Origin of the sequence: Saccharothrix syringae, assembly GCF_009498035.1 — a bacterium.
Classification (GTDB): Bacteria; Actinomycetota; Actinomycetes; order Mycobacteriales; family Pseudonocardiaceae; genus Actinosynnema; species Actinosynnema syringae.
On the sequence record NZ_CP034550.1, the window covers coordinates 10,645,655 to 10,672,443 of the forward strand.

The 26,789-nt window shown below is 74.3% G+C and carries 26 protein-coding genes; 7 read left to right on the top strand and 19 right to left on the bottom strand.

All coding sequences use genetic code 11. The features are described 5' to 3' along the window. Window positions 1–914 precede the first annotated feature (914 nt). Genes iolC through EKG83_RS45360 form a run of 6 tightly spaced genes read right to left on the bottom strand, consistent with a single transcriptional unit; the run spans window position 915 to window position 6,453 of the window. A complete protein-coding gene (iolC, locus tag EKG83_RS45335) occupies window positions 915–1,841 on the bottom strand; it encodes a 5-dehydro-2-deoxygluconokinase (RefSeq protein WP_033428390.1) in 927 nt (308 codons plus the stop codon). Continuing rightward, the gene (locus EKG83_RS45340; RefSeq protein ID WP_033428389.1) at window positions 1,838–2,605 is read right to left on the bottom strand and encodes an ATP-binding cassette domain-containing protein; all 768 of its coding nucleotides are present in this window, start codon (window positions 2,603–2,605) and stop codon (window positions 1,838–1,840) included. The genes iolC and EKG83_RS45340 overlap by 4 nt, the downstream gene beginning before the upstream one ends. Continuing rightward, window positions 2,602–3,627, bottom strand: coding sequence for an ABC transporter permease (locus tag EKG83_RS45345; protein ID WP_051764625.1), 1,026 nt, complete (start codon window positions 3,625–3,627; stop codon window positions 2,602–2,604). Before EKG83_RS45345 ends, EKG83_RS45340 begins: the two co-directional genes overlap by 4 nt. Then, window positions 3,624–4,610: a sugar ABC transporter substrate-binding protein gene (locus tag EKG83_RS45350; RefSeq protein ID WP_033428388.1), complete on the bottom strand. Its 987-nt coding sequence runs from the start codon at window positions 4,608–4,610 to the stop codon at window positions 3,624–3,626. The genes EKG83_RS45345 and EKG83_RS45350 overlap by 4 nt, the downstream gene beginning before the upstream one ends. Then, window positions 4,607–5,452, bottom strand: a complete 846-nt coding sequence (locus EKG83_RS45355; RefSeq protein WP_033428387.1) for a TIM barrel protein — start codon at window positions 5,450–5,452, stop codon at window positions 4,607–4,609. Before EKG83_RS45355 ends, EKG83_RS45350 begins: the two co-directional genes overlap by 4 nt. Continuing rightward, window positions 5,449–6,453: a Gfo/Idh/MocA family protein gene (locus EKG83_RS45360; RefSeq protein WP_033428386.1), complete on the bottom strand. Its 1,005-nt coding sequence runs from the start codon at window positions 6,451–6,453 to the stop codon at window positions 5,449–5,451. Before EKG83_RS45360 ends, EKG83_RS45355 begins: the two co-directional genes overlap by 4 nt. 129 nt (window positions 6,454–6,582) lie before the next feature. Between EKG83_RS45360 and EKG83_RS45365 the strand changes: the two genes are divergently transcribed. Then, entirely contained in the window at window positions 6,583–7,560 is a 978-nt protein-coding gene (locus tag EKG83_RS45365; protein ID WP_033428385.1) for a LacI family DNA-binding transcriptional regulator, read from the top strand. 562 nt (window positions 7,561–8,122) lie between these two features. Here EKG83_RS45365 and EKG83_RS45370 read toward each other — a convergent pair. The 3 genes from EKG83_RS45370 to EKG83_RS45380 are packed head-to-tail and all read right to left on the bottom strand — an operon-like array spanning window position 8,123 to window position 11,138. Next, complete coding sequence (locus EKG83_RS45370) at window positions 8,123–9,631, bottom strand: tripartite tricarboxylate transporter permease (protein WP_033428384.1); 1,509 nt, start codon at window positions 9,629–9,631, stop codon at window positions 8,123–8,125. 2 nt (window positions 9,632–9,633) lie between these two features. After that, entirely contained in the window at window positions 9,634–10,158 is a 525-nt protein-coding gene (locus EKG83_RS45375; protein ID WP_033428383.1) for a tripartite tricarboxylate transporter TctB family protein, read from the bottom strand. Further along, a complete protein-coding gene (locus tag EKG83_RS45380) occupies window positions 10,155–11,138 on the bottom strand; it encodes a Bug family tripartite tricarboxylate transporter substrate binding protein (protein WP_033428382.1) in 984 nt (327 codons plus the stop codon). Before EKG83_RS45380 ends, EKG83_RS45375 begins: the two co-directional genes overlap by 4 nt. Window positions 11,139–11,250: 112 nt before the next feature. On the opposite strand from EKG83_RS45380, the gene EKG83_RS45385 reads away from it, so the two are divergent. Continuing rightward, window positions 11,251–12,798 carry a sensor histidine kinase gene (locus EKG83_RS45385; RefSeq protein WP_033428737.1) on the top strand — a complete coding sequence of 516 codons (1,548 nt, stop codon included), beginning with the start codon at window positions 11,251–11,253 and terminating at the stop codon, window positions 12,796–12,798. Next, window positions 12,795–13,463 (top strand): response regulator, encoded by a 669-nt coding sequence (locus EKG83_RS45390; RefSeq protein WP_033428381.1) that lies wholly within the window; start codon window positions 12,795–12,797, stop codon window positions 13,461–13,463. Before EKG83_RS45385 ends, EKG83_RS45390 begins: the two co-directional genes overlap by 4 nt. Window positions 13,464–13,602: 139 nt before the next feature. On the opposite strand, the gene EKG83_RS45395 is transcribed toward EKG83_RS45390, so the two are convergent. Then, entirely contained in the window at window positions 13,603–14,220 is a 618-nt protein-coding gene (locus tag EKG83_RS45395; protein WP_033428736.1) for a class I SAM-dependent methyltransferase, read from the bottom strand. A gap of 195 nt (window positions 14,221–14,415) precedes the next feature. On the opposite strand from EKG83_RS45395, the gene EKG83_RS45400 reads away from it, so the two are divergent. Beyond that, window positions 14,416–15,324, top strand: coding sequence for a phosphatase PAP2 family protein (locus EKG83_RS45400; protein WP_228122442.1), 909 nt, complete (start codon window positions 14,416–14,418; stop codon window positions 15,322–15,324). Window positions 15,325–15,615: 291 nt separating this feature from the next. On the opposite strand, the gene arfB is transcribed toward EKG83_RS45400, so the two are convergent. The 4 genes from arfB to EKG83_RS45420 all read right to left on the bottom strand — a co-directional run bounded on the left by arfB (window position 15,616) and on the right by EKG83_RS45420 (window position 19,914). Continuing rightward, window positions 15,616–16,044 (bottom strand): alternative ribosome rescue aminoacyl-tRNA hydrolase ArfB, encoded by a 429-nt coding sequence (gene arfB / locus EKG83_RS45405; RefSeq protein ID WP_033428380.1) that lies wholly within the window; start codon window positions 16,042–16,044, stop codon window positions 15,616–15,618. Between the two features lie 356 nt (window positions 16,045–16,400). Continuing rightward, window positions 16,401–17,483 (bottom strand): phosphoribosylformylglycinamidine cyclo-ligase, encoded by a 1,083-nt coding sequence (gene purM, locus EKG83_RS45410; RefSeq protein WP_407690751.1) that lies wholly within the window; start codon window positions 17,481–17,483, stop codon window positions 16,401–16,403. 63 nt (window positions 17,484–17,546) lie between these two features. After that, a complete protein-coding gene (gene purF / locus EKG83_RS45415) occupies window positions 17,547–19,079 on the bottom strand; it encodes an amidophosphoribosyltransferase (RefSeq protein WP_051764623.1) in 1,533 nt (510 codons plus the stop codon). 103 nt (window positions 19,080–19,182) lie between these two features. Next, the gene (locus EKG83_RS45420; protein ID WP_033428379.1) at window positions 19,183–19,914 is read right to left on the bottom strand and encodes a maleylpyruvate isomerase N-terminal domain-containing protein; all 732 of its coding nucleotides are present in this window, start codon (window positions 19,912–19,914) and stop codon (window positions 19,183–19,185) included. A 696-nt stretch (window positions 19,915–20,610) separates the two neighbouring features. On the opposite strand from EKG83_RS45420, the gene EKG83_RS45425 reads away from it, so the two are divergent. The 3 genes from EKG83_RS45425 to EKG83_RS45435 all read left to right on the top strand — a co-directional run bounded on the left by EKG83_RS45425 (window position 20,611) and on the right by EKG83_RS45435 (window position 23,308). After that, window positions 20,611–20,757, top strand: a complete 147-nt coding sequence (locus EKG83_RS45425; RefSeq protein ID WP_153278823.1) for a hypothetical protein — start codon at window positions 20,611–20,613, stop codon at window positions 20,755–20,757. Between the two features lie 233 nt (window positions 20,758–20,990). Further along, on the top strand, window positions 20,991–21,317 hold the full coding sequence (locus tag EKG83_RS45430) for a hypothetical protein (RefSeq protein WP_033428378.1): 327 nt from the start codon (window positions 20,991–20,993) through the stop codon (window positions 21,315–21,317). Continuing rightward, a complete protein-coding gene (locus EKG83_RS45435; RefSeq protein WP_033428377.1) occupies window positions 21,314–23,308 on the top strand; it encodes an alpha/beta hydrolase in 1,995 nt (664 codons plus the stop codon). The genes EKG83_RS45430 and EKG83_RS45435 overlap by 4 nt, the downstream gene beginning before the upstream one ends. A 31-nt stretch (window positions 23,309–23,339) precedes the next feature. On the opposite strand, the gene EKG83_RS45440 is transcribed toward EKG83_RS45435, so the two are convergent. The 5 genes from EKG83_RS45440 to EKG83_RS45460 form a co-directional block, all read right to left on the bottom strand. Next, window positions 23,340–23,663: a hypothetical protein gene (locus EKG83_RS45440; RefSeq protein ID WP_033428376.1), complete on the bottom strand. Its 324-nt coding sequence runs from the start codon at window positions 23,661–23,663 to the stop codon at window positions 23,340–23,342. 15 nt (window positions 23,664–23,678) lie between these two features. Next, window positions 23,679–24,056 carry a sterol carrier family protein gene (locus EKG83_RS45445; protein ID WP_033428375.1) on the bottom strand — a complete coding sequence of 126 codons (378 nt, stop codon included), beginning with the start codon at window positions 24,054–24,056 and terminating at the stop codon, window positions 23,679–23,681. Between the two features lie 9 nt (window positions 24,057–24,065). Next, window positions 24,066–24,884 carry an ESX secretion-associated protein EspG gene (locus tag EKG83_RS45450; RefSeq protein WP_033428374.1) on the bottom strand — a complete coding sequence of 273 codons (819 nt, stop codon included), beginning with the start codon at window positions 24,882–24,884 and terminating at the stop codon, window positions 24,066–24,068. An 81-nt stretch (window positions 24,885–24,965) separates the two neighbouring features. Beyond that, window positions 24,966–26,273, bottom strand: coding sequence for a PPE domain-containing protein (locus EKG83_RS45455; protein ID WP_170191765.1), 1,308 nt, complete (start codon window positions 26,271–26,273; stop codon window positions 24,966–24,968). 83 nt (window positions 26,274–26,356) lie between these two features. Then, entirely contained in the window at window positions 26,357–26,746 is a 390-nt protein-coding gene (locus EKG83_RS45460) for a hypothetical protein (RefSeq protein ID WP_051764620.1), read from the bottom strand. Window positions 26,747–26,789 lie beyond the last annotated feature (43 nt).

The following is a 26,789-nucleotide window of genomic DNA, read 5'->3' on the forward strand; positions in this document are numbered from 1 at the left end:
GGGGCCGGGACCAAGCGCCGCAAGCGAGCTGGCGAGCGGTTCGGACGAGAGCCGCCAACAGCCGGGGCCGACCAGCCGGACAACCACTTGCCCCGCTCGCTCGGCTTGGCCCGCTCGACGGGCCTGCCCCGCTCGATCGGCCGCAACCCGTCGGCCTGCGACCAGTCACCTCGTGACGCGACAGCCGTGACCTGGCACCTGCGATCGGGCGACCCGGTGCCCATGATCGGCCGGTCGTGGTCGGTCGGCCGGTCGCAGCCGGCCTGGCGACTGTGGCCACCCTGGTGCTTGCGGCCGGTCGGGTGGCCGGCGGGGTGTTGCCCACCCGTTGCGTGTCACGCGCGGGGTGGTCGGCGGCCACCAGGAACAGCGTGTCCCGGTCGGACAGCAGCTGGTGGCGCCGCCGGCGGGCCTGGTAGGCCCTCCGGATCACGCCCGGGTCCACCGCCCTCGTGGCCGGCGACCTCCGCCACCGTCCGTCCTCGATCACCGGATGTCCCCGGGAGCCGGGGCGGTGGGTGTTGGACGTGGGTGGTGGTTGTCGGGCCTCGATTCTCTCAACCGATGTTCGGTAACGGTGTTTCCGTACATTTTCGGCCGATGATCACTCGATCGTGTGAACGAGTGGCCGGGGCTGAGGTGATCTTGCCACAGGACTGGGCTGCGTGCAGGAGGGAGGGGGGTGAGGGGAGGTGGAGGGGAGAGGGGAGGCGGAAGGGCTAGGCGAGGAGGTGGGGTGGAGCTGGGAGCGGGGGCAGAGGCGTGAACGAGTACGGAGGCGGGAACGGGGAGGGGGACTGGAGCGGGGACAGGAACGGAAACAGGGACGGAACCAGGTGCGGGGGCGCGGGTAGGCGTGGCGGAGAGCGGGGGTGTCGGGGTGACCCGCGTCGGGGCGCCCCACGGACTGGTCGTCACAGCAGGGCCTCCACCTCGGCAGCCGTGGGCATGGCGTCCGCGCAGGCCAGGCGGCTCGCCACCAGGGCACCGGCCGCGTTGGCGTAGCGGGCGATGCGGGGTGGCGCCCAGCCCGCCAGGAGGCCGTGGGCCAGTGCGCCGCCGAAGGCGTCGCCCGCCCCCAGCCCGCACACCACCCGCACCGGGTGCGGCGGCACGGTCCACGCCCCGTCGCCGTCGGCGATCAGGACGCCCTCCGCCCCCAGCTTGACCACCGCCAGCTCGACCCCCCGCGCCAGCAGCCGGGCAGCGGCTTCGGCGGGGTCCGCCGTCCCGACCGCCACCTCCACCTCCACCCGGTTCCCCACGGCGACCGTCACGTGGTCGAGCATCCAGCCGATCTCGCGCCCGGCCATCCCCGGATCGGGCCAGAACGCCGGCCGGTAGTCCAGGTCGAGCACCGTGTGCGCGCGCCGCCCCCGGTGCTCCAGCACCGCCCGCTGCGTGGACCGCCCCGGTTCCGCCGACACCCCCGTCCCCGTCACCCACAGCAGCGGCACGTCGGCCACCTCGTCCCACGGCACGTCGGCCGTCCCCAGGGTCAGGTCGGGTGCCAGCGGTTCGCGGTAGAACAGCAGCGGGGGGTCCTCGGGCGGGTCGAGGGCGCAGAAGACGACCGGGGTCCGCAGGGGCGCGGTGCCGACGTGCCCGACCCCCACCCCGAACCCCGTCAGCGCCGCCCGCACGTAGTCGCCGAACGCGTCGTCGCCCACCTTGGTCAGCACGGCCGCCCGCCGGCCCAGCCTGGCCGCCGCCACGGCGACGTTCGTGGCGGTCCCGCCCAGCGACTTGGCGAACGTCCGGACCTCCGCCAGCGGCACGCCGCCCTGCTCCGGGTACAGGTCCACCCCGACCCGCCCCACGGTCAGCACCTCGACCGTCACTCGGCGACCCCCCGCAGTTCGTGGGCCAGCGCCTCCAGTTCCGCCCCGCCCGCCATCTCCCGGGTCAGCCGCGCCGGGGTGACCTCGGACTTGGCGTGGTCCCCGATCACCCGGCCCCGGTTGAGCAGCAGGAACCGGTCGCCGACGGGGTAGGCGTGGTGCGGGTTGTGGGTGATGAGCACGACCCCGAGCCCCCGGTCGCGGGCCCGGGCCACGTTCCTCAGCACCACGCCGGCCTGTCTGACGCCGAGGGCGGCGGTGGGTTCGTCGAGGACGAGGACCCTGGCGCCGAAGTGGACGGCCCGGGCGATGGCCACGCACTGCCGCTCGCCGCCGGACAGGGTGCCGACCGGTTGTTCCACGTCCCGCAGGACCACGCCGAGGTCGGCCAGCGCGGCGCGCGCGACCTCGCGGCCGCGTCGCCGGTCCAGGAACGGTCCCCGGGTCGGTTCGGCGCCGAGGAAGAAGTTGCGCCACACGCTCATCAGCGGCACGAGGGCGAGGTCCTGGTGGACGGTGGCGATGCCGAGGGCGAGGGCCTCGCGCGGCGACGAGAACCGCACCGGCCGCCCGTCGACCAGGTACCGGCCGGTGTCGTGGCGGTGCACCCCGGCCAGCACCTTGATCAGGGTCGACTTGCCGGCGCCGTTGTCGCCGAGGACGCAGGTGACCTCGCCGGCGCGCACCACCGCCGACACGTCGTGCAGCGCGACCACGCTGCCGTAGGACTTGCCGATGCCGCGCACTTCCAGCAGGGGGTTCACGGCCGCACCCTTTCCGCCCGGCGCCGCAGGGCGTTGTTGACGAGGACGGCCGCCAGCAGCATCGCGCCGAGGAAGAGCTGGAACCAGTCGGAGTCCCAGTTGGCGTAGACGATGCCCTGCCGGGCCATGCCGAAGATGAGCGCGCCGAGGGCGGCGCCGACGGCGGAGCCGAACCCGCCGGTGAGCAGGCAGCCGCCGATGACGGCCGCGACGATGTACTGGAACTCCAGGCCGATGCCCTGGTTGGCCTGGACGCCGGCGAACCGCAGGACGTTGGTCGTCCCGACCAGCCAGGCGGCGAACGCGGTCGTGGTGAACAGCGCGACCTTGGTGCGCAGCACCGGCACGCCGACCGCGCGGGCCGCCGCCGCGGAGCCGCCGACGGCGAACACGCGGTTGCCGAACCCGGTGCGCAGCAGCACGACCGAGGCGACCGCGGTGGCCAGCAGCCACCACAGGATCGACACCGGGAACGCGGTGCCGCCCACGTCGACGGTGGAGGCGAACAGGTAGCCGGCGGAGGCGTAGCCGTCGGCGGAGCGCATGCCGGAGACCTGCACGGTGCCGGTGACCAGGCGCGTCACCCCGAGGTTGAGGCCCTGGAGGGCGAGGAACGTCCCGAGGGTCACGATGAAGCTGGGCAGGCCGGTGCGCACCACGAGCCACCCGTTGAGCACGCCGACCGCCAGCGCGAACACCAGCGACACCGGCAGCGCGGCCCACGTGTTCCAGCCGAGTTCGGTGGCCAGGACGGCGGTGACCAGGGCGGTGGAGGCGGTGAGGACGCCCGCGGACAGGTCGAACTCGCCGCCGACCATGAGCAGCGCCACGGCGACGGCCATGATGCCGAGCGTGGAGGCGTCGTCGAGCCACGTGGCCACGCCCGCGGTGCTGAGGAACCGCTCGGTCGTCACCGAGAAGAACGCGAACACCAGCAGCGCGCCGAGCAGGGCGCCGACCTCGGGCCGGGCGACCAGCCGGTCGAGCGCGGCGGTCCGGGTGCCGGTCGCGGCGCGCTTCACCGGGTGCCGCGCTCGGCGTACTCGGCGACGCGGTCCACGTTGGACCGGTCGACGAAGCCGGGTCCGGTGAGCACGGGCCGGCCGCCGCCGACGGTGTTGGCGTTGTCGTGGTGGAGCTTGAGCATGACGATCGGCAGGTAGCCCTGCTCGTACTGCTGCTGGTCCACGGCGAACAGCACGTCGCCGGCCTTGATGGCGTCGGTGACGTCGCCGTTGAGGTCGAAGGTGGCGACCGCGGCCCGCGAGGAGGCGCCCTTGACGGCGTTGACCGCGGACACCGCGACCTGCGGGTTGAGCGCGAGGACGGCGTCGACGGAGGTGTCGGTCTGGAGCGCGCCCTTGATGCGGGCCTCGACGTCGGTGGGGTTGTTGATGTCGACCTGGAGGGTGGTGGCGGTGCCGCCGAACCCGGTGCGGGCGCCGTCGCAGCGCTGGTCGAGGCCGATGTTGCCGGCCTCGTGGATGACGCACAGCAGCTTGCCCCTGCCTGCTTCGCGCAGCCTGCGGCCCGCCTGCTCGCCGGCCACGTCCTCCTCCTGGCCGACGTGGGCGAGCGCGCCGAACTCGGCCGAGCGCCCGGAGCCGGAGTTGATGGTGATGACGGGGATGCCGGCGCGGACCGCGTTCTGCACCGAGGTCTTGAGCGCGTCGGGGTTGGCCAGGGACACGACGATGCCGCCGACCCGCTGGGACACCGCGTTGTCGACCAGGGTGGCCTGGCGGGCGGGGTCGCCGTCGGAGTGGTAGTCCACCGCGACGCCGAGCTGCTCGCCGGCGGCGGTGGCGCCGTTCTTGACCACGTTCCAGAACGCGTCGCCCGCGGTGCCGTGGGAGATGACCGCGACGCGCAGCTCGCCGGCGGTGGGGGCCTGGGTGGCGGGGTCGTCGTCCCGGGACGCGGTGGGGCCGCTGCACGCGGCCAGCAGGGCGAGGCCGGCGAGGACCGGGCCGGCGAGGGCGAGGGCCGGTCGGGTGGACGTCATCGTCCCTCCTGGAGGTGGGTGAGGCTGCGGGCGGTGTCCCGCAGCGGGGTGTCGTCGCGGTCGTCGTCGAGCGCGGTGTCCTGCTCCAGGACGCACCAGCCGCGGTAACCGGTGTCCCGCAGGAGCGCGACCAGGGCGGCCACGTCGAGGTCGCCGTCGCCCAGCGGCGCGTACAGGCCCTCGCGCACGGCGGCCGCGTAGCCGAGCTCGCCGCGGCGCACGGCGGCGGCGAGGTCGGCGCGCACGTCCTTGAGGTGCACGTGGCCGATGCGCCCGGGGTGGCGGCGGGCCAGGTCGACCGGGTCGGTGCCGCCGATGAGCAGGTGCCCGGTGTCCAGGCACAGCGGCACGTCGGAGTCGGCCAGGAACCGCTCGACCTCGTCCGCGCGTTCCACGTGCGTGCCGACGTGCGGGTGCAGCGCGGTGCGCAGGCCGCGGGCGGCGGCCCGGTCGCGCACGGCGGCGGCGGTGTCGACCAGGGTGCGCCACTCGGCGTCGGTGAGCGCGGGGCGTTCGTCGTAGCCGTCGAGGCCGGTGGCGGCGGCCAGCACCAGGACCTCGGCGCCCGCGTCGGCGAGCAGCGCCGCGGTCGCGTCGGCGGCCGACGGGTCGCCGGCGTGCAGGGGCACGGCCAGGAAACCGCCCACCAGCGCCAGGCCGTGCCCGTCGAGCAGGGCTCTCAGGGCCGCCGGGTCGGTGGGCAGGTAGCCGGGCGGGCCGAGTTCGGTGGCGCGCAGGCCGAGCGAGGCCATCTGCGCCAGCACGGTCGCGGGGTCGGGCACGCGGCCCCAGCCGGGCACCTCGCACACACCCCACGAGATGGGCGCGCCGGCGGTCCTCACGCGGCCACCCCCGCGGTCGGGCGGACGGGGGCGCCGGTGCGGCGGGACCGCTCGCAGGCGTCGGCGAGTGCCAGGCTGACGAGGCTGTCGCGCACCGGCGACGGGTTGGCCGCCCGGCCCGCCACGACGCCCGCGAACACCGCCACCTCGTTGAGGTAGGCGCGGTGGAAGCGCTCGGGGAAGCCGGGGTAGGCGTCGGCGGCGGCCTTGGGCCCGTCGGGTTCGAGGGAGGTCAGCGGGGTGCGCGGGTCGAGGCCGACGGCCAGGCAGTCGCGGCTGCCGAGCACCTCGACGCGGTGGTCGTAGCCGACCGGGTCGTGCCTGCCGGCCGCGAGCACGGCGTGCGCGCCGCCCGCGAACCTCAGCACCACCACGGCGTTGTCCACGTCGTCGGCGGCGGCGAACGCGTCGTCCACCAGCACCGAGCCGGACGCGTACACCTCGACGACGGGTTCGCCGACCAGCCACGGCACCGCGTCCAGGTCGTGGACCAGCAGGTCGCGGAAGATGCCGCCGGAGCCGGGCAGGTAGGCGGGGTCGGGCGGCCGGGCGTCGAAGCCCTGCGCGCGCACCAGGTAGACCGCGCCGACGTGGCCCGCGCGCACGCGCCGGTGCAGCTCGACCACGGCCGGGTCGAAGCGGCGCTGGAACCCGACCAGCACCTCCACCCCGGATGCCTCCACGTCGGCCACCAGCGCGCGCATCTCCTCCAGCCGGCTCGCGATCGGCTTCTCGCACAGCGTCGGCACGCCGGCGGCGACGGTCTCCCGTAACAGCGCGGGGTGGGTGCCGGTGGGCGTGGCCAGCAGCACGCCGTCACAGAGGGTGAGGATGGTGGAGAGGTCGGCCACGGCCCGGGTGCCGGGCAGGGCGGCCGCCGTCCGCTGGGCGCGGCCGGGCAGCGGGTCGTGCAGCAGGACCTCGTCGACCTCGTCCAGGGTGGTCAGGTTCGCGGCGTGCATGGTGCCGATCCGGCCCACTCCGACAACTCCGATGCGCATCCGGGTGGTCTCCGTCCTGGTGGCGGTGGTCTACCGTTAGAGCGCTCTACTTCGTTGGAGCGCTCCAATGCTGTTACCTCCGTCACACGGGTGTCAAGGCTCGACGTTCGGGCCGAGCGGGAGGAACCGGTGGCCAGACCCACCATGGAGGACGTGGCCGCGCGCGCCGGGGTGTCCCGCGCGCTGGTGTCGCTGGTCATGCGCGGGTCACCGAGGGTGAGCGACCTGCGGCGCGCGGCCGTGCTGAAGGCGGCCGAGGAGCTGGGGTACTCGCCGCACGCCATGGCGCGGTCGCTGGCCAGCCGCACCTCGCACGTGCTCGGGGTGATGGTGTCCGACCTGCACAACGCGTTCTTCGCGGAGGTGGTGGACGGGTTGGACGAGGTGGCCCGCGAGCGGGGGTTCGACCTGATCGTCAACACCGGCGGGCGCAGGCCCGCGCGGGAGCGGCGGGCGCTGGCGAGCCTGCTGTCGTTCCGGCCGGCGGGGCTGGCGCTGCTGTCGCCGGTGGTGCCGTCGGCGGACATCGCGCGGGCGGCGGCCCAGGCGCCGGTGGTGCTGGTCGCCCGGTCGTCCCGGCTGTCCACCGTGGATACGGTGAACGACGACGGGGGGCTCGGCATCCGGTTGGCCGTGGACCACCTGGTGTCGTTGGGGCACCGGCGGATCGCCCACCTCGACGGTGGTGAGGGGGCGCGGCGGCGCGGTTACCTGGCGGCGGTGGACGCCCACGGCCTGGCGCCGCGCGTGGTGGGCAGCGAGTACACCGACGAGGCCGGTGCGCGGGCGGTTCGCGAGTTGTTGGCCGATCCGCCCACCGCGATCGTCTCGTGCAACGACTTCAACGCGTTCGGGGCGATCTCGGCGTTGGAGGAGGCGGGGTTGCGGGTGCCGCGGGACGTGTCGGTGGTTGGTTACGACAACACGTCGCTGGCCGCGCTGCGACACGTCTCGCTGACGACGGTCGACCAGCCGCGCAACGAGTTCGGACGGCTGGCGGCCGAGGCACTGCTGCAACGCGTGCGCGGCGAGCGGCAGGAACCCGTGCGGCACCTGTTGCGCCCTTCGCTGGTCGTCCGCGCCACCACGGCACCGCCTCGCGAATAAGGGGTCAACCGAAATTGTCGAATGTTGACATCACCCACATACGACACCGCCCCACAAGCGACACCGCCCCACAGGCGAGAAGTCCGCTTGAATTGTCGAATGTTGACATTGCCTCTGCGCGCGCCCCGCCGGCACACCCTCCTGCGCACACCGCTTGTGCACAGTCCCTCGCACGCGCCCTCTGCGCGACCTCCTGCACGCGACTCCCCGCGCGCCTCTCAGCGCATCTCTCCCAGCGCATCTCTCCCAGCGCATCTCTCCCAGTGCGTCTCTCCCAGTGCGTCTCTCCCAGCGCCCCCCTCTCATCATGCGATTCCCTGTACGCGATCCTCCCAGCATGCGGCTCCCCAGGTGCGACCTACATCGCACGATCCGGCCCTCTCGCACGGCACCGCCCTTGCGTGACCCCCTCGTGCGGCGCCGGCCTGTGGATGTAGAGCCGCCTGCATTGTCGAATGTTGACATTGCCTGGGCGGTGCCATCCCCCGAGTGAAGGGTCCGCCCGCCGGCAGGGGGAGGGCGGGCGGACCCGGTCCTAGGCGTTAGGCGTAGGCGTTGGGAATTAGGCGTCCGCCCGCGAACGCTCCGCCGGTGCCCGACGGACCAGGCGCCGGACCAGCGGCCACGCCAGCAGCAGCACGACCACGGCGTAGACGGCGACCGAGAACGGCGTGTTGACCAAACCGGTCAGCGAGCCGTCCGACAGCTGCAACGCGCGCCGCATCTGCTGTTCGGCCGCCGGGCCGAGGATGACGGCGATGATCGCGGGCAGCACCGGCAGCCCGTACCGCCGCATCACGAACCCCAGCAGGCCGATCACGAACATCAGCAGCAGGTCGAACACATCACCGTTGACCGCGTACGCGCCGACGCTGGCGAAGAACAGAATGCCCGCGTACAGGTAAGGCCGGGGAATGCGCAACAGCTTCGCCCACACCGGCGCCAACGGCAGGTTCAGCACCAGCAGCAGGCACAGGCCGACGAACAGCGACGCGATCAGCGCCCACACCAGCGCGGACTCCCGCTCGAACAGCAGCGGCCCGGGCTGGATCCCGTACTGCTGGAACGCCGCCAGCATCACCGCGGCCACCGCCGTGGTGGGCAGCCCCAGCGTCAGCATCGACACCAGCGTCCCCGCGGCGGACGCGCTGGACGTCGCCTCCGGCCCGGCCACGCCCTCGATCGCGCCCTTGCCGAACTGGTCGCGGTGCTTGGACAACCGCTTCTCGGTCACGTACGACAGGAACGTGGGGATCTCCGCCCCACCCGCGGGCACCGCGCCGAACGGGAACCCGATCAGCGGCCCGCGCAGCCACGGCTTCCACGAGCGCCTCCAGTCCTCGCGCCCCAGCCACGGGCGCCCCACCGGGATCGGCCGGTGCGGCTTGCGGCGCAGGTGCGCGGCCACCCACAGCGACTCGCCCACGGCGAACAGGGCGACCGCGACGACCACCACGTCCACGCCGTCGGCCAGGTGCAGCGACCCGAACGTGAGCCGCTGCTGCCCGGTCATCTCGTCCAGCCCCACCAACCCGACGGCCAGCCCGATGAGCAGGGACGCGAACCCCCGCACCCGGGACGCGCCGAGCACCGAGGTGACCGCGATGAACGCCAGCACCATGATCGCGAAGAAGTCGGGCGCGCCGATGTCCACGGCCAGCTTCGCCACGGTCGGCGCGAGCAGCACGAGCAGCACGGTGCCGATGATGCCGCCGACGAAGTGCCCGATCGCCGCCGCGGCAAGCGCTTGCGCACCGCGTCCGGCGCGGGCCATCGGGTTGCCGTCGATGGCCGCGACCACCGCCGCGCTCTCCCCCGGCGTGTTGAGCAGGATCGACGTGGTGGAGCCGCCGAACATGCCGCCGTAGTAGATGCCCGCGAACATGATGAACGCGCCGGTCGGCTCCAGGCCGTAGGTGACCGGCAGCAGCAGCGCCACCGCCATCGCCGGGCCGATGCCGGGCAGCACGCCGATCGCCGTGCCCAGCAGCACGCCCAGCGCCGCCAGCAGCAGGTGACCGGGCGTCAGCGCGGTGGCGAAGCCCCCCACCAGGTTGTCGATCGCGTCCACGGCTACAGCACCCCCACCAGCGGCCCGCCGGGCAGGGGAACGCCGAGCAGGTTGTTGAACAGCAGGTACGTGGCCACCGACAGCCCGGCGGCGATCAGCGGGTCGCGCGTGAAGTGGCGGCTGCCCAGCGCGTAGGCGGCGCCCCAGAACAGCACCGCGCCGGAGATCGGGAACCCGACCACGCCGATCAGCGCCGCGTTGGCCAGGAACGCACCGCACAGCAGCAGCACGGTGCGCCAGTCGGCGGGCGCGGCCAGGTCGACGTCCTCGCCGCCCTCGGCCTCGCCGCGGCCGCCGCGCAGCACGTCCCGCGCCAGCAGCACGGCCACCACCAGCAGGCCCGCGCCCACCACGACCGGCACCGCCTTCGGCCCAACCGGGCCGCGCTGCGCGAAGTCGGTGGGTATGCGCAGCGCGTCGACCAGGACCAGCACGCCCAGCGCCACCAGGACCGCGGACACGCCCAGCTCCGAGCGCTCCCGGAACCAGGCCCGGTCCACCTTCGGGTTCACCTCGACCTCCCTCATGCCAGCCCCAGGTCCTTCAGCACCGTCGCCACCCGCTCGTTCTCGCCGCGCAGGAACGCGCCGAACTCGTCGCCCGGCGCGAACGCGTCGGTCCAGCCGTTGCGCGCCACCGCGTCCCGCCACTGCGCCGTGCCGTGCAGGTCGGTGAACAGGTCCACCAGCCGCTGCCGGTCGGTGTCGGAGATCCCCGGCGGGGCGACCACGCCGCGCCAGTTGGTGAACTCGACGTCCACCCCCGCCTCCCGCAGGGTCGGCGCGTCCACCCCGGCCAGCCGGTCGCCGCCGGTCACCGCCAGCACCCGGATCTGCCCGGCCTCGATCTGGTCGCGGTACTCGCCCACGCCCGACACGCCGAACGCGACCTTGCCGCCCAGCACGGACGCCAGCAGCTCGCCGCCGCCGTCGAACGGCACGTAGTTGACCCGCCGCGGCTCCAGGCCCACGGCCTTGGCCACCAGCATCGGCGCCAGGTGGTCCGGCCCGCCCGGCGCCGACCCGCCGCCCACCGTCACCCCGCCCGGGTCCGCCCGCCACGCCGCGACCAGCTCGTCCAGCGACCGGTACGGCGAGTCCGCGCCGACCACCACGATGTCCGGCTCCTCGATCAGCTTCGCGATCGGCGTGGTGTCCAGCAGCGACGACGGCGACTTGTTGGTGTAGACGCTGCCCACCACGCCCAGGCCCATGGACATCACCAGCTTGCCGTTGCCGCGCTCGCTGACCGCGCGGCCCAGGCCGACCGTGCCGCCCGCGCCGGGCAGGTTGAACACCTCGATGTTGCGGATCAGCCCGGCGTCCTCCATGGCCTTGGCGGCGGTGCGCGCGGTGACGTCGTAGCCGCCGCCCGGCGAGTTCGGCACGAGCACGCGCAGGCCGCGCAGCGACGCCGTGCCGGTCTCGGCGCCGGACGTCAGCAGCGGCGGCACGAGGACGACGACCGCCAGGGCGCCGACGACCGCGAGCCAGTTCCCGATCCGCACTGTGATCCCCGCCTCTCTTCCGCGTGGTTCGACATGTTGCACTCGTGTAAACAGGGAAGTCCCGCTTCCGCCCCTAAGGGTTCTTTTGTTCTTTGTGGTCACGGAGGTGCCGATGGGAGGCCGCGGATCGCTCGCCCGCCAGCTGCTCGGGTGGCAGCTGGTCGTGGTGGTGGCGCTGCTGTGCGCGGTGGGCGTGCTGTCGGTCGTCCAGGCGGGCAACAACTTCCGCACCACCGAGGGGCGCCGGATGCTGTCGGTGGCCGAGGACGTGGCCGCCACCGCGGGCGTGCGGGCGTCGCTGGCCGACCCGCTGCGGCACTACGCGCTGGCGCCGTTCGCGGAGAGCGCCCGCAGCCTGTCCGGCGCCAGCTACGTGGTCGTCACCGACCCGGACCGGCGCATCCTCACCTCACCCGACCCCCGCCAGGTCGGCGAGCACCTCGACCTGGGCGGCAGCACCGCGCTCGCTGGCCGGGCGTGGGTCGGCGAGCTGGCCGGCGCGACGGCGGCCCACGTGCCGGTGATCGGCGACGGCGGCGAGGTGATCGGCCTGGTCGCCGCCGGGCGGCTCGCGCCCGGCTTCTGGGAGGGTGTGCTGGACTCGCCGGACAACGCGCTGCGGCTGCTCGGCGTCGCGCTGGTCATCGGCGTGGCCGGGTCGCTGCTGCTCGCCCGCCGGGTGAAGAACCAGACGCTCGGCCTGGAACCGCACGAGATCACCGCGCTGGTGGAGTACCGGGAGGCACTGCTGCACGGCATCAAGGAGGGCGTCGTCGCCCTCGACCCCCGGGACCGGATCACCCTGCTCAACGACCACGCGCGGGAGCTGCTGGAGCTGCCCGCGGACGCGGTCGGCCGGCGCGTGGCGGACCTGGACGTCGACGAGCGGCTGCGCGACGTGCTCACCGGGCGCGCCGTCGGCCCCGACCAGCTCGCCCTGGCCGGCGGCCGCGTGCTCACCCTCAACCGCATGCCGCTGGGCGTGCACGGCGCCGTGGTCACCCTGCGGGACCGCACCGAGCTGATGACGCTGCGCGACGAGCTGGACGCCAACCGGCACGCCACCGACACCCTGCGCGCGCAGGCGCACGAGTTCAGCAACCGCCTGCACACCATCGCCGGCCTGGTGGAGCTGGGCGAGTACGACGAGGTGCGCGGGTTCATCAGCCGCATCAGCACCGCGCAGGGCGCGTGGCGGGCCGAGGTCGCCTCGAAGGTCGCCGACCCGGCGGTCGCGGCGCTGCTGACCGCCAAGTCCAGCCTGGCCGCCGAGCGCGGCATCGGGCTGCGCATGCACCCCGGCAGCGCGCTCGGCGCGGTGGACGAGGCGCTGTCCACCGACCTGGTCACGGTGATCGGGAACCTCGTGGACAACGCCCTCGACGCGCTCGACGGCCGCGGGTGGGTCGAGGTGCTGGTGCGGTCCGGTCCCGACGAGGTGCTGGTGGTGGTGCGCGACTCCGGGCCGGGCGTCGCGCCGGAGCTGGCCGAGGAGGTGTTCCGGCACGGGTTCACCACCAAGGCCGCGGCGCAGGGGCGGCGCGGCCTCGGGCTGGCCCTGACCCGGCAGACGTGCCTGCGGCGCGGCGGTTCGGTGCAGGTGCGCAACGAGGACGGGGCGGTGTTCACCGCCCGGCTGCCCGCGGGGGTGCCGGTGTGATCAGGGTGCTGGTGGTCGACGACGACTTCATGGTCGCGAAGGTCCACGGCGGGTACGTGGCGCGCACGCCCGGCTTCGAGGTCGTCGGCGTCGCCCACACCGGCGCCGACGCCCTGCGGCTGGTGCGCGAGCTGCGGCCGGACCTGGTGCTGCTGGACGTGTACCTGCCGGACCTGGACGGGCTCGGCGTGCTGCGGGAGCTGCGCGGGCTCGGCGACGACGTGGACGTCATCCTGATCACCGCGGCGACCGACGTGGAGACGGTGCGGCGGGCGATGCGCGGCGGCGTGCTGCACTACCTGATCAAGCCGTTCGAGTACGCGGCGCTGCGCGACCAGCTCGCGCACTTCGCGGCCGTGCGCCGGCGGTTGGGGCAGTTGGCCTCGGCCGGGCAGGCCGACGTGGACGAGGTGTTCGGGTCGCGGCCGCGCAGCGCGCCCGTGCTGCCCAAGGGGTTGAGCGCGCAGACCGCGGAGCTGGTCGAGGGGGTGCTGCGGGAACGGGTCGGCGGGGTGTCGGCCGGGGAGTGCGCTTCGGCGACCGCGTTGGCGCGGGTGTCGGCGCGGCGCTACCTGGAGCACTTCGTGAGCACCGGCAGGGCGGAGGTGCGGTTGAAGTACGGGGGTGCGGGGCGGCCCGAGCGGCTTTACGTGTGGCGGGGGTGAGCCGCGCTCCGCGGTTGGGCCGCGTTCCGCGGTTGGGCCGCGTTCCGCAGTTGGGCGTGTGGCGGGGTTGGGTCGTGTGGCGGGGCTGGGCCGCGTGGCGGGGCTGGGTCGCGTGGTGGGGCTGGGTCGTCTCCCGCTCCTACGCGGGTTTGCGCACGACCAGGTAACCCTGCCGCGTCTTCTCCACCCCGACCGGCTCGCGGTCCAGGCGGGTGTGCGGCTCGAACCCGGCTTCACCCAGCTGGGCGAGCACCCGTTCGGGTTGGAGGCGGAAGGCGTCCAGCGCGATGTCGTGGCCGTAGGCGTGCTCCAGGCGGCGGACGGTGTCGCCGATGTGGAACGCGAGCAGCAGCAGGCCGCCCGGCGCCAGCACCCGGTGGAACTCGGCGAACACGGCCGGGTGCAGCTCCCACGGCACGTGGATCACCGAGTACCAGGCCAGCGCGCCGCCCAGCGAGGCGTCCGGCAGGTCCAGGTCGAGCATCGAGCCCACGTCGAACCGCAGGCCGGGGTGGTCGCGCCGGGCGACGGCCACCATCCGCGGCGACAGGTCGACGCCGAACACGTCCACGCCCAGGGCGCGCAGGTGGCCGGTGATCCGCCCGGGGCCGCAGCCGACGTCCGCCACCGGGCCGGTGACGAGGTCGGCGAACATGCGCAGGACCGCGCGGTCCGCCGCGCTGGTGGGTGCGGCGAGGTGGTCGCGCAGCAGGTCCGCGTAGTCGGCGGCGACGGTGTCGTAGGCGGTGCGGGCCATGGTCAGGAAGTCCGGCTCGGTCACGGGCGGTGAGCCTAGTGCTCGCCGGATTTCATGCGTTGGTGGAAAAGCCGGCGTTGTTGCGTGAGGGGCCACGGCGGTCGTCGGCCCTTCCGCGGTCGACCGGCACGTCGGGCACTGTTGCTCCGTTCGGCCCATGATGGGCGTTCGGTCGTCCCGGCGGGAGGTGCGAGCGTGTCGGTGGAGGACGAGGCGGATCGGCAGCCGGACGTGGCGCCGGCGTCGGTGCCCGTTTCGGCGGCGGCCCGGCGGTGGTCGGTCATCGCGGTCGCGGCCTTCGGCGCGGCAGCGGTGGTCTACGTGCTCGCCGTGTGGACGGAAGCGGGCCAGGCGCTGGAGAACGCCGCGTTGCGAGGGGCCGACCAGGTCGACGACGCCGAGGCCGGTCGGGCGTGGCGGGCGTTGGACGAGATCACCGTCTACTCGCTGGCGGTGGCCGTCGTGCTGATCGCGCTGGTCGGCGCGCTGCGGCGGCGGTGGGACCTCGCGGTCGCGGCGGTGGGCGTGATCGTGGTGGGGCAACTCGCCGTCCAGGGCCTCAAGCGGTTCGTGCTGGTCAGACCTCCGCTGGTCGAGGTGACGGGCGACTACGCGCACAACAGCCTGCCCAGCGGGCACACCGCGATCGCCATGACCGTGCTGTTCGCCGCCGTGATCGTGGCGCCCCACCGGTGGCGCGGGGTGGTGATGCTCGTGGTGCTGCCGTGGGCGGTCGGGATCGGGCAGTACACGCTCACCGCGAAGTGGCACCGGCTCAGCGACACCCTCGCCGCGGACGCGATCGCCCTGGCCCTGGCCGCGCTGGCGTCGTGGGGACTGGCACGGCGCGGCGCGGTGCACCGCTACGAGGGGCGCCGCCGGGTCGGCCGGGTCGTCATCGGGTCGCTCGCCGCGCTGTCCGCCGCGGCCGGCCTGGTCCTCGGCGGCATCCTGTGGGGCGTGCCACTCGCCCGCGCCGGCCTGGCCGAGTCGGCGCGGGACTACGAGTGGGTCGTCTACCTCGGGGCCGGGTCGTTCGCGTCCGCCGGGTCGATCATCGCGGCGCTGGTGTTCCTGGTCTCCTGGCGCCGGTTGGCGACCTGATGCCGCCGGATCAGGTTCTGGTGCGGCCGGTCCGCGACTTGGCGCGGCCGGTCCACGGCCTGGTGCCGCCGGCCCGCGACCTGGCGCGACACCGGCTTCCAGCGCCCGACCTGTGGATTCCGCCCCCTGGGTCCGCCGGTCGCCCTCGGAGTCCGGCCGTTCAGCCCAACCCCGGCTGCCCGATCCCAGCCGCCAAATTCAGCCGTTCGTGGCCAAAATGTTCTGGGGTCGACCGTCCGGGGCCAACCGTCCGGGGCCGGCCGTTCGAGACCGGTCATTGGGCCTGGCCGTCTAGTCCCAGCCTCCACCGCGGCGGCCCTGCTTCGTTTGCGACCGGCGCTTCTTCTCCGCGATGCGGCGTTCCTGCGAGCCCCTGGTGGGCTTGGTCGCGCGGCGCACCGGGGGTGGAGCGGCGGCCGCGTCGCGCAGGAGTCGGGCCATCCTTTCCCGTGCTGCGGCGCGGTTTTGGAGCTGGGTCCGGTGTTCGCTCGCCGCGATGGTGAGCACGCCGTCGGTCAGGCGGGTCCGGAGTCGGGCCAGCATCCTGGTGCGCAGCCACTCCGGCACGGACGGCGAGGCAGCCAGGTCGAACGAGAGCTCGACCCGGCTGTCCGCCGTGTTCACGCCCTGGCCGCCGGGGCCCGAGGAGCGCGAGAAGCGCTCGCCCAGCTCGGCCGCCGGTACCACCAGCGTCCGCGTTACGACCAAGTCCTCCGCCATGGTGACCAGGTTAAAGGGCCGGCGGGGGTGGGTCGTCCGGTTTACCGCCCCCGTCCCGACTCACCGCCCCGCCCCGTCCCACCGTCCCGTCCCGGCCACTACCCCGTTCCACCGACCCGTCCCGACCCATCGACCGGGCTGTCGTGACCGGCCGGGCTGTCGCGTCCGGGGTAGTGCCACCTCGTCGTGGGGTGGTGTGGTCGTGGGCGGGGGTTGCGGTCGGTCGGGTTCGGGTTGAGCCGGCTACCTCATGCTCTTCAACGGATGACGGTAACGGCGTTTCCGTACATTATCCGGTCGATTCTCACCCGATCGAGTTACTCCGAGTTTCGTCAGGAGACGTAATGGCTGGTGGGTCAGAACCTGGGGTGGTCGCCGGTCAGGGTGGCGGTGGGGGTTTCGCTCTCGGAGGAGACGATGTCGCCCAGCACCCAGGCCGGGACGTGGCGGGCGGTGAGGACGGCCAGCGCTCGGTCGACGTCCTCGGGGGCCACCACGGCGACCATGCCGATGCCCATGTTGAAGGTCTTCTCCATCTCCTCGCGCTCGACCCGGCCGCGCTGGGCGATCAGGGCGAACACGGGAGCGGGGGTCCAGGTGCCCCGGCTGAGGTCGGCGCGGACGCCCGGGGGGAGCACGCGCGCCAGGTTGGCGGTCAGGCCGCCGCCGGTGACGTGGGCGAAGGTGCGGACCTCCGCCTCCGCGGCGAGGGCCAGGCAGTCCTTGGCGTAGATGCGGGTCGGCTCCAGCAGTTCCTCGCCGAGGGTGCGGCCGAACTCCTCGACGTGGCCCTCCAGCGGCATGCGGGCGATGTCCAGCAGGACGTGGCGGGCCAGGGAGTAGCCGTTCGAGTGGAGGCCCGAAGAGCCCATGGCGATCACCACGTCGCCGGCTCGGACGCGGTCCGGGCCGAGCATGGCACCGGCCTCGACCACGCCGACGCCGGTGCCGGAGATGTCGTAGTCGTTCGCGCCCATCAGGCCCGGGTGCTCCGCCGTCTCGCCGCCCAGCAGGGCGCAGCCCGCCTGCACGCAGCCCTCGGAGATGCCCTTGACCAGGGCCGCGACCTTGTCCGGCACGACCTTGCCGATCGCGATGTAGTCCTGCATGAACAGCGGTTCCGCGCCGCACACCACCAGGTCGTCCACGACCATGGCGACGAGGTCGACGCCGACCGTGTCGTGCTTGTCCATCGCCTGCGCGACGGCGATCTTGGTGCCGACGCCGTCGGTGGAGGAGGCGAGCACCGGCTCCTTCCAGCGGTCCAGCTTGAGCTGGAACAGGCCCGCGAAGCCGCCGATGCCGCCGAGCACCTCGGGACGCTGCGCCTTCGCCGCCCACGGCTTGAGCTTCTCCACCGCCTCGTCGCCGGCTTCGATGCTTACCCCAGCTGCGGCGTAGGTCGCCTTGGCGCTGTCCGTCACGTCACTGTGCTCCATGGTCCGGGGCATCCGGTTTTCTCCGGGGCCCGTGCTCGTGCCCGTCGCCCCCGCCGGTCCCGCTCAGGGCCGCTGCAGGGCGTCCTCGGCACCGTACCCGTTCGGCAGGACCGGGGTGGCCGCCCCCGCGACGCCGCGGATGCCCTCCAGCAGGTGCTTGCCGATCAGGGCGTCCTCCGGCAGCGGGATCGGGTAGTCGCCGTCGAAGCACGCCGTGCACAGCCGGGTCTTCGGCTGCTCGGTGGCCGCGACCAGCTGCTCCAGCGACACGTAGCCCAGGGTGTCGGCGCCGACCGACCGGCGGATGCCGTCGTTGTCCAGGCCGTTGGCGATCAGCTCCGCCCGCGAGGCGAAGTCGATGCCGTAGAAGCACGGCCACTTCACCGGCGGCGACGCGATGCGGACGTGCACCTCGACCGCGCCCGCCTCGCGCAGCATCCGCACCAGCGCGCGCTGCGTGTTGCCGCGCACGATCGAGTCGTCCACGACGACCAGGCGCTTGCCGCGGATGACGTCGCGCAGCGGGTTCAGCTTCAGCCGGATGCCCAGCTGGCGGATCGTCTGCGACGGCTGGATGAACGTGCGGCCGACGTAGGCGTTCTTGACCAGGCCCGACCCGTACGGGATGCCGCTGGCCTGGGCGTAGCCGATGGCGGCGGGGGTGCCGGACTCGGGCACCGGGATGACCAGGTCGGCCTCCACCGGGTGCTCCACCGCCAGCCGCCGGCCGATCTCCACGCGGGCGGCGTGCACCGAGCGGCCGGCGATCGTGGTGTCCGGGCGCGCCAGGTAGACGTACTCGAAGATGCAGCCCTTGGGCTCGGGGTTGGCGAACCGGCTGGACCGCAGGCCGTTCTCGTCGATGGCGATCAGCTCGCCCGGCTCGACCTCGCGGACGAACGAGGCGCCGACGATGTCCAGGGCGGCGGTCTCGCTGGCCACGACCCAGCCGCGCTCCAGCCGGCCGAGCACCAGGGGGCGCACGCCGTGCGGGTCGCGGGCGGCGTAGAGGGTGGACTCGTCGGAGAACACCAGGCAGAACGCGCCGCGCAGGGTGGGCAGCAGCCGCATGGCCGCCTGCTCGATGCCGATGTCGGCGGCGTGCGCGGCGAGCAGGCCGCACACCAGGTCGGAGTCGGTGGTCGCGCCGTGACCGGTGTCGACGCCCGCCTCGCGGGCCCGCACCAGCAGGTCGGCGGTGTTGACCAGGTTGCCGTTGTGGCCCAGCGACAGGCCGGAGCCGGTCGCCGTGGTGCGGAACGTCGGCTGCGCGTTCTCCCACGTGGTGGAGCCCGTGGTGGAGTAGCGGCAGTGGCCGACCGCGACGTGGCCGCGCAGGCTGGAGAGCACCTGCTCGTCGAACACCTGGCTGACCAGGCCGAGGTCCTTGAAGACCACCACCTGGCCGCCGTCGCCGACGGAGATGCCCGCCGCCTCCTGGCCGCGGTGCTGGAGGGCGTAGAGGCCGTAGTAGGTCAGCTTGGCGACCTCTTCACCGGGAGCCCAGACGCCGAACACACCGCATTCTTCGCGGGGTTCCCGTTCTTCCTGTGCTTCGTGGTCGATGCGGCCGGTTGCGGACGGGTCGGAGACCACCGAGTGCTCCCTAGCGACGAGGGCGGGCTGCACCGTCGAGTGTAAGGCTGTCGGGTGGTGGTACCAGTGCCTGTCGACCCCCGTATCGTGACGAAACGCACCCTCAGTCGAGCTTCAGGGCGTACCAGACCTTCTCGTCGCCGGTGTGCTTGAGCGGCAGCCGGCCCCACAGGCCGTAGTGCACGAGCTGCGCCTCGCCCGTCACCCGGAGGTCGGTCTCCTCCCCCGGCCACGCCGCGCGCACCTCGGGCACCTGCCCCGGTGTGAACGCCACCACCCATGCCTCCGGCACGTCCGTGAGCTGGACGAGCGCGGTGCCCTCGGCGGTCGGCGGCACGTCGGTCGCGTACTTCGCGGCGAGCAGGGTGGTCAGCGCCTCGTCGATGCCGTCGACGGCGAAGTCGGCGTCACCGACCACCAGCTCCCGCAGCGCGGCCTGCGCGTCCCACCGGCGCAGGTCCAGCTCGTGGGCGATGCGGCGGTGCCACACCCAGGCCAGGTCGGGCGCCGCGGGCGAGAACGTCCAGGCGGCCCGGTTGCCCGGCACGGCCGGGAGTACCTCGGCGGCCCGGGCGAGCTGGGTGTCGAGGTAGTCCAGCGGCGCCGCGCCGGTGGGGGGCGGTGGCAGGCGGAGGCGGGTGGTGCTGCCGGTGCGCAGGTACTCCAGGGACGTTTCGAGGAACCGCCCGACGTGCAGGGTCAGTTCGGTGAAGCTCCAGCCCGGGCAGCTCGGCACGGGCGCCGCCGGGTCGGCCTTGCCGACCGCCGCGCGGAACATCGCCGCCTGCTCGGTGAAGACCTCGGTCCACCGCTGGGTGGTCCACCCTCCTGGCACGTGCAGCCTCCCCGCCGAGTTCGCAAGTAGCGGTCATCGTGCCGCACCTGCCCGGGGGTTGGAGCGGGAGGAGGCGCCGGCGGTTCCGGCGAACGGGGGTGGAGTGGGTGGGAAGGGGAACGGCGGGGCGAGGGAGGGCGGGAGGGGACCGGGCGAGAGCGGGACGGGACTGGGCGAGGGTGGGACCGGGCCGGGCGAGACCGAGACGGGACCAGGCGAGGGTGGGACGGGACCAGGCGAGAGCGAGACGAGAGCGGGCCGGGGCGGGACGGGACCGGATGCGTCGGGGAGCGGGGCCGGGCGCGGCAGACCCGGACCCGGCATGCCCGTTTGGGACACGAAGGGTCGGACCCGGGCCGAACGCGACACGGGTGGTCGAGGGTGGGGTTCGACTGGTTGGAATCCGGGCGGGTGGGAACCGGGCGGGTGGGAACCGGGCGCGTGGGGACCGCCGGGGTGGGGGCCTCCCGGGTGGAGATCGCCTGGGCGGAGATCGCCTGGGCGGAAGTCGCCTGGGCGGAAGTCGTCCGGACGACCTGCGCCCGGGCGGGGCGGCGGCCCCGTGGCGGACCGGGCGAGCCCCGCGGCAGGTGCGGCGGGCCGGACCAGCCTCACAGCGGGCACGGCGGGCCGGGTGAGCCCCGCGATGAACGCCCTCCACCGGCGCCACCTCAGCGCCGGGGCGGAAGGCGCGCGGTGCCGGGCGCGGGACGGCGCGGCGAGGCGGTCCAGCAGGTGGAGCAGCCGGAAAGGGAGGTACAGGAGTTCGAAGAGCCGGAGCAAGGGGATCATGTCTCCATGTTCGAACGGGTGTTCGATCACGGCAAGGTCACGATCGGGTGATCTTGGCAGGTGGGCGGGACCGGCGGTCCACCGGAACCTCCCGCGGCTCCCGAAGGACCGACCCCGCGCCCAGTCCGCGCTCGACCCCGCAGACCCCCTGCTCGCCCCCGCACCTCACCCGCGCCCGACCCGCATCCACCCCGTGCCCGACCGGGGGCCGAAGCGGGGTGGAACCGGAGAAGGTGACCGCGCGTCGCAATTCCCAGCGGCGGCGGCACGAAGGGTGGGGAACCGTGTTCGGTGTGCGACCAGAGGCGTTGCGCTCGGCGTCCGGGCAGTTCCACGAGGGCGCGGACGCGGCGGCGGACGGTGCCGAGCTGATCTCCCTGCTCCGGCTGGACGCGGACGCGCTGGGCCAGGTCCCCGCGGCTGCCGAGTTCGTGGATGCGCTGGCCAGGTGGTCCGGCGAGCAGTCCGACGACCTGCGGCGCGGCAGCGCCTGGTACCGCGACAGCGCGGACGGCCTGGAGGAGAACGCCGACGCCTACCAGCGCGTGGACGACGACTCCGACACCGCCTTCCGCGGCATCGGGGGCGGCATCGAGGGGGGTGCGGCGTGAGCTACACCGACCCCGAAGCCCTCTACGCCCGCCTCGCCACGGGTGACGCGGGCCGCGTCGCCGCCGCGGCCGACCCCATCACCGGCGCCCGCAGCGCGGTGGACCGCGCGGGCCGGTCGGTCGAGGCCGGCGGCTCGACCGCGGCCGCGTCCTGGCGGGGCGACGCCGCCACCGGCTTCCGGGCCCGCGCCGAGCTGTCCGCCAGGTCCGCGGCCGTCGCGGGCGAGCGGTTGACCGCGGGCGCGGAGATCGTCCGGGCCGCGTCCCGCGCCTACGCGCAGATGCGCGGCAGCGCCGACCAGCTGATCGACTTCTGGCGCGGCCGCTCGCCCGCCCTGGACGAGGCGCAGACCCGCGAGCTGGCCAACCGCGTCAACGAGCAGCTGGACCGGGTCAAGAACGGCTACGAGCAGGTCCTGCGCTCCTACGCCAACGCGCTCAAGGGCGTGCGCCCCGGCTTCGCCGAGACCGCGGCCGCCGACCCCGGCTGGAACGCCACCGCGACTGCCGTGCGCTCCACCGCCGCCGTGCCCGCGCCCGGCACCGACCCCCGCCAGGTCGCCGCCTGGTGGAAGTCGCTGCCCGAGGAACAGCAGGACGAGCTGCTGCGCACCCGGTTCCAGGAGCTGGGTCGGCTGCGCGGCCTGCCCTCCGGCGTCCTGGACCAGGCCAACCGGCTGCGCATCGACGACGACCTCCAGCGCTTCTCCGCCGAGCGCGACCGGCTCGACGCGCAACTGGCCGACCGGGCCCGCGAGCTGGGCCTGGACCCGGACGAGTCCGGCGACCTCACCCGCCTGCTCAACGACCCCCGGTACGCGCAACTGACCGAGCAGCGGCAGGAGGCCGCGACCAAGGCGGAGAACGCCGGGAAGGTCAAGGAGAGCATCGCCGACGCCGAGCGGATCGCGACCGACCACGGTTGGCTGAACGCCGCGGGCAGGCCCGACGTGCGCGTGCTGGCGTGGGACCCGTACGGCCCGCGCGGCGACGGTGCCACCGCCATCGCCTACGGCGACCCGGACACCGCGAGGAACCTGGCCGTGGCCGTCCCCGGCACCGGTTCGACGCTGGACGGCTTCTCCGTCGGCCAGGCCGGCAACCTGCGCGCGGCCATGGGCGCGGAGGGCAACGCCACGATCCAGTGGCTCGGCTACGACGCGCCGGGCTGGGCGATCGGCGAGGTGGACGACCCGGCCCAGGCCCGCGAGGGCGGCGCGAACCTGGTCGCCGACGTGAACGGCTACCGCGCCGCCGCCGAGGCCGCGGGCAACCGCCAGCACCTGACCGTGATCGGCCACTCCTACGGCTCCACCACGGTCGGCTACGCGGGCATGAACGGCCTGGCCGCCGACGACATCGCGTTCGTCGGCTCGCCCGGCGTGGGCGCGTCGCACGTCGGCCAGCTGTCGGTGGGCGCGGGCCACGTGTACGTGGGCGCGACCGAGCACGACCCGGTCGTGCAGGGCACCAGCTCCACCTGGTTCACCGAGGACGGCTCCTCGACCGGCCCGTACGACGACGCGTTCGGCGCGCGCGCGTTCGGCACCACCGACTCGACCATGATCCACGGTGCCCACTCCGAGTACTACACGCCGAACTCGGAGTCGCTGGGCAACCTGGCCCGGATCGCGACCGGCGACGGCGGTTCGGTGACCGGGCAGAAGTGGTACGACGCCCCGCTGGGCCCCTCGGGCCCGTACTCGCACGTCCCGGTGGTCGGTCCGGCGGTCGACCTCGTCACCGGCACCGCCGCGGGCGTGGCGGACCTGGGCATGGACGTCGGCACCGGCCTCTACGGCGCCGGCCGCGACGCGTGGAACGGCAACTGGTCCGACGCGGGCACCGGCCTGCTGAACACCGGCAAGGAGCTGGTGAGCGACGCCGCCGACGTGGTGGTCGGCGGGGTGGGCGACGTGGTCGAGTTCGGCCGCGACGTCGTGGAGGGCGTGGGCGAGGCGTGGGACCGGACCGTCGGGTCCTGGTTCTAGGCGCCCCCCGAACGGCCCGACGGCCGACGGCCTAGGCGGCCCGGCAGGGACCGACCCGGTACTCCGGGTCGACGCCGTCCAGGCCGTTCTCGTCGGTCTTGGTCACGGTGCACACCACGACGTCCCCGACGGCGACGCCCTCGGGCAGCCGGTCGAGGTCCGCGCCGTAGGTGCCGGTGTGGGGCGCGTCGGGCTGGTCGCCGTCGAGCTCCATGGCGACCCGCGTGGGGCTGCCGTTGTTCGGGTCGACGACCCGGACGACCTTGAGCCGCAGCTCCCCCGACCACTCGTCGCCGCAGCCGACGAGCAGGGCACCGGCCGCCAGCACGGCCGCGCACGCCTTGAGCGCCTTCACCCCGTCGAGCCTAGTTCAGAAGCGCAGCACCGGGAGCAGCGCCGACAGGTCCGCCCGGCTGCCGGACGCGGTGACCCGGCCCCCGGCCACCGCCGCGTCCCAGCCCAGCCGGCCCACGGCCAGCTCCAGCCAGGTGCGGGGGTCGGTCTCGACCACGTTGGGCGGGGTGCCGCGGGTGTGCCGGGGTCCCGCCACGCACTGCACGGCGGCGAACGGCGGCACCCGCACCTCCACGCTGCGGCCGGGCGCGACCTGCTCCAGCGTCCGCAGGCTCAGCCGGACCGCGGCGGCCAGCGCCGGGCGGGGCGGCTGCTCGGCCGCGCCCGCCAGCCAGGGCAGCACGGCCTCGACCGCGGCGCGGGCCTCGCGCGGGTCGACGGGTTTCGACGGCACCCGCCGAGGTTATCGCCCGACGTGCTGCCCGGCGGCGCGCAGGGCCTCGGCCAGCAGCTCCTCCACCTGGTGGGTGAGCCGCCGGGAGTCGGTGGGGGTGAACGTGCTCCACGGCTCCGCGCCGTTCGACGCGCGCCGCTGCTGGAGGTAGCGCCCGTCCTCGGTGTCGAAGAACGCCACCACCCGGTCGGGGCGCCACCGCTTGCCGTACTTGTCGCGGGCCGCCGCGCCGAAGTTCCCGGTGTGCACGAGCCCGGTGAACATCTTCACCAGCGTGGCCGCGTCCTCCTGGCGCACGCCGTGCCGCCGCAGCGAGTCCTCCAGCGACCGGGGCGAGCCGTCGGACTGCTTGACCGCCGCCTCCAGGTCGGCGCTGGGCATGGTGACCGAGTGGCCGGCGCCGGCGGGGTGCGCGGGCAGCACGCCCAGCACCGCCGACGGCAGGCCGCTGCCCGCCGCGCGGCGGAAGGTCAGCCGGTCGTCGGACAGGGTGGCCACCGCGCCGTCGTCGCCGTTGGCCACGGCCAGCACGCGCACGCTGCGGCCGACCCACACCCGGCCGTCGACCTCGCGCTCGGGCCGGGAGAACAGCCGCAGCAGGTGGTCCAGCTCCGGGTGCAGGCCGGTGGGGCCGCCGAGCCCGCGGGCACCGATGCCGTGCCACACGCGCCGCTCCAGCTCGGCCCGCTCCCGGTGCGTCCGGCCCGGCGAGGGCACCTTGACGACCAGCGGCATCTGCCCCAGGTCCAGGCGCTCCCACAGCACGTCGAACTCCTCGGCGGAGAGCGCGATGGGTTCCCGCTCCGCCTGCCCCCCGAAATAGGTCACCGCTCCAGGTCCCGTCCTCGAAGTCGGGCACGGGCCCGCGCCGCGGCGTGCGGCGCGGGCCCGTGCACGGTGCCGAAAAGGCTACTGCGGCAGTTCCCCGATCACGGGCGGCGCGACGAGCCGGTCGTCGCCGAACACGTCCTCCGCCTCGACCAGGTAGTCGGCCGCCTTGTGCTCCAGGTCCTCCTCGCCCTCGCCGCCGCGGCCGCCCGCCGCGCCACCGGCCGCGCCGGGACCGCCGGGGCGCCCCGCCGCACCGGGACCGCCCGCCGCGCCGGGGCCGAAGCCGCCGGGACCGCCGGGCAGGCCGCCGCGCGGGCCCACGCCCGCCGGGTTGGCACCGCCGGGGAGACCGCCGCCGGGCAGACCGTGGGCACCCGGGCCGCCGGGCATCCCCGGCAGGCCGCCGCGCGCACCGGGACCGCCGGGCAGGCCGGGCAGGCCGCCGCGCGGGCCGGGACCACCCGGGCCGCCGGGCAGGCGAGGCCCGGACGGCAGGCCGGGGCGGCCGTTGGGGCCACCGGGGCCGTTGGGGCCCTTGGGCGGCACCGGCACGCCGTTGCCCGGGGGCTTCGGCGGCGTCCACATCGGCGGCTGCACCGGCGTGGGCACCGGCTTGACGGTGACCGGCGGCGGCGTGGTCACGGGCGGCTGCGGCACCGGGGTGCCCGGCGGCTGCGCCCACGACGGGTTGGTGGTGCCGCCGCCGGGCTGGTGGCCCGGGATCTGGCCGGGCAGGGGCACCGACGGGCCGGTCGTCGGCGGCGCCCACGACGCGTGGGTGGTGCCGCTGTCGGCCGGCGGGGTCCACGCCTGGGTGGAGCGGTAGTTCGCGCTGGTGCTGTTGTACTCGCCGGCGCCGGCGGGCGGCGGGGTGTCGATGACGACCTTCGGCGGCGGCACGAACTGGCCCAGCGTGTTGCTGTTCCACTCGCTGTTGGACTGGTAGGTGTTCATCACCTCGACGGCCTTGGCCTCGGCGTTGTCCTGCGCCGCTTCCTGCCGCTCGTGGTCCTGCTGCTGCTGGATGACGTGCATCATCCCGGCCGGGCCGGCCAGCGCGCCGAGGATCTTGTCACCGGTGGACGGCGCCTCGGTGGTCACCGGGACGGGCTCGGGCATCTCCTTGCGCGCGTCGGCGATGTACTCGCCCTGCAGCTGCGCGGAGGACTTCATCACGTCCGACGCCTGCTGCGCGTCCGACGCCCACTGGCCCAGCGGGGACAGCGCCGCCTGCGCCTCCTGCGCGCTGGAGCCCTCCCACACCGCGCCGAGCTTCGCCAGGCCCTCGTGGATGGAGCCGTCGATCTCGGCGAGGGTGTCGGACAGCGCCTTCCACTTGTCCTCGATGGGCCGCGAGGCGGCCACGCCGGGACCCTCGTTGATCATGCGGTGCAGATCGGGGTGTGCGTAACCGCGCCAGCGGTGGTCACCCATGGTGCTCGCCCCCCTCGGGTGCGTTGGTCGTCACGTCAGTCGTTGTTGACGCGTCCCCAGGACGCGGTGTTGTCGCCCTCGGCCCGGCGGTAGTCCGCCTCGATCGCGGTCAGCTGGTCCACCACGCCCTGGAGCTGCTCGCGGTACGCCTCGATGGCGGTCAGCGCCGCCGCGTCGCCGGCCTCGAAGGTGTCCTGGTTGAACTTCTCCGCGGTCTCCTGGCTCACCGGGTCGCCCGCCCAGCGGCGCGCCCGCAGCGCGGCCTTGGCGTCGGCCAGCTGGTTGTCGAGTCGGTCGAGCGCGGCGGTGAAGACCTTCCGGGCCTCGGGGATCGCCGAGGGCTCGACGTGGAGCCGCTGCTGGGTCCCGCTGTAGTCGGGCCTCGTCTGCGTGGAGCCCCCACCACCACCGTCCGCAAGGAACACGACACACCCTCCTCAGTGCTGCACACACCCCACCGTGTGCATT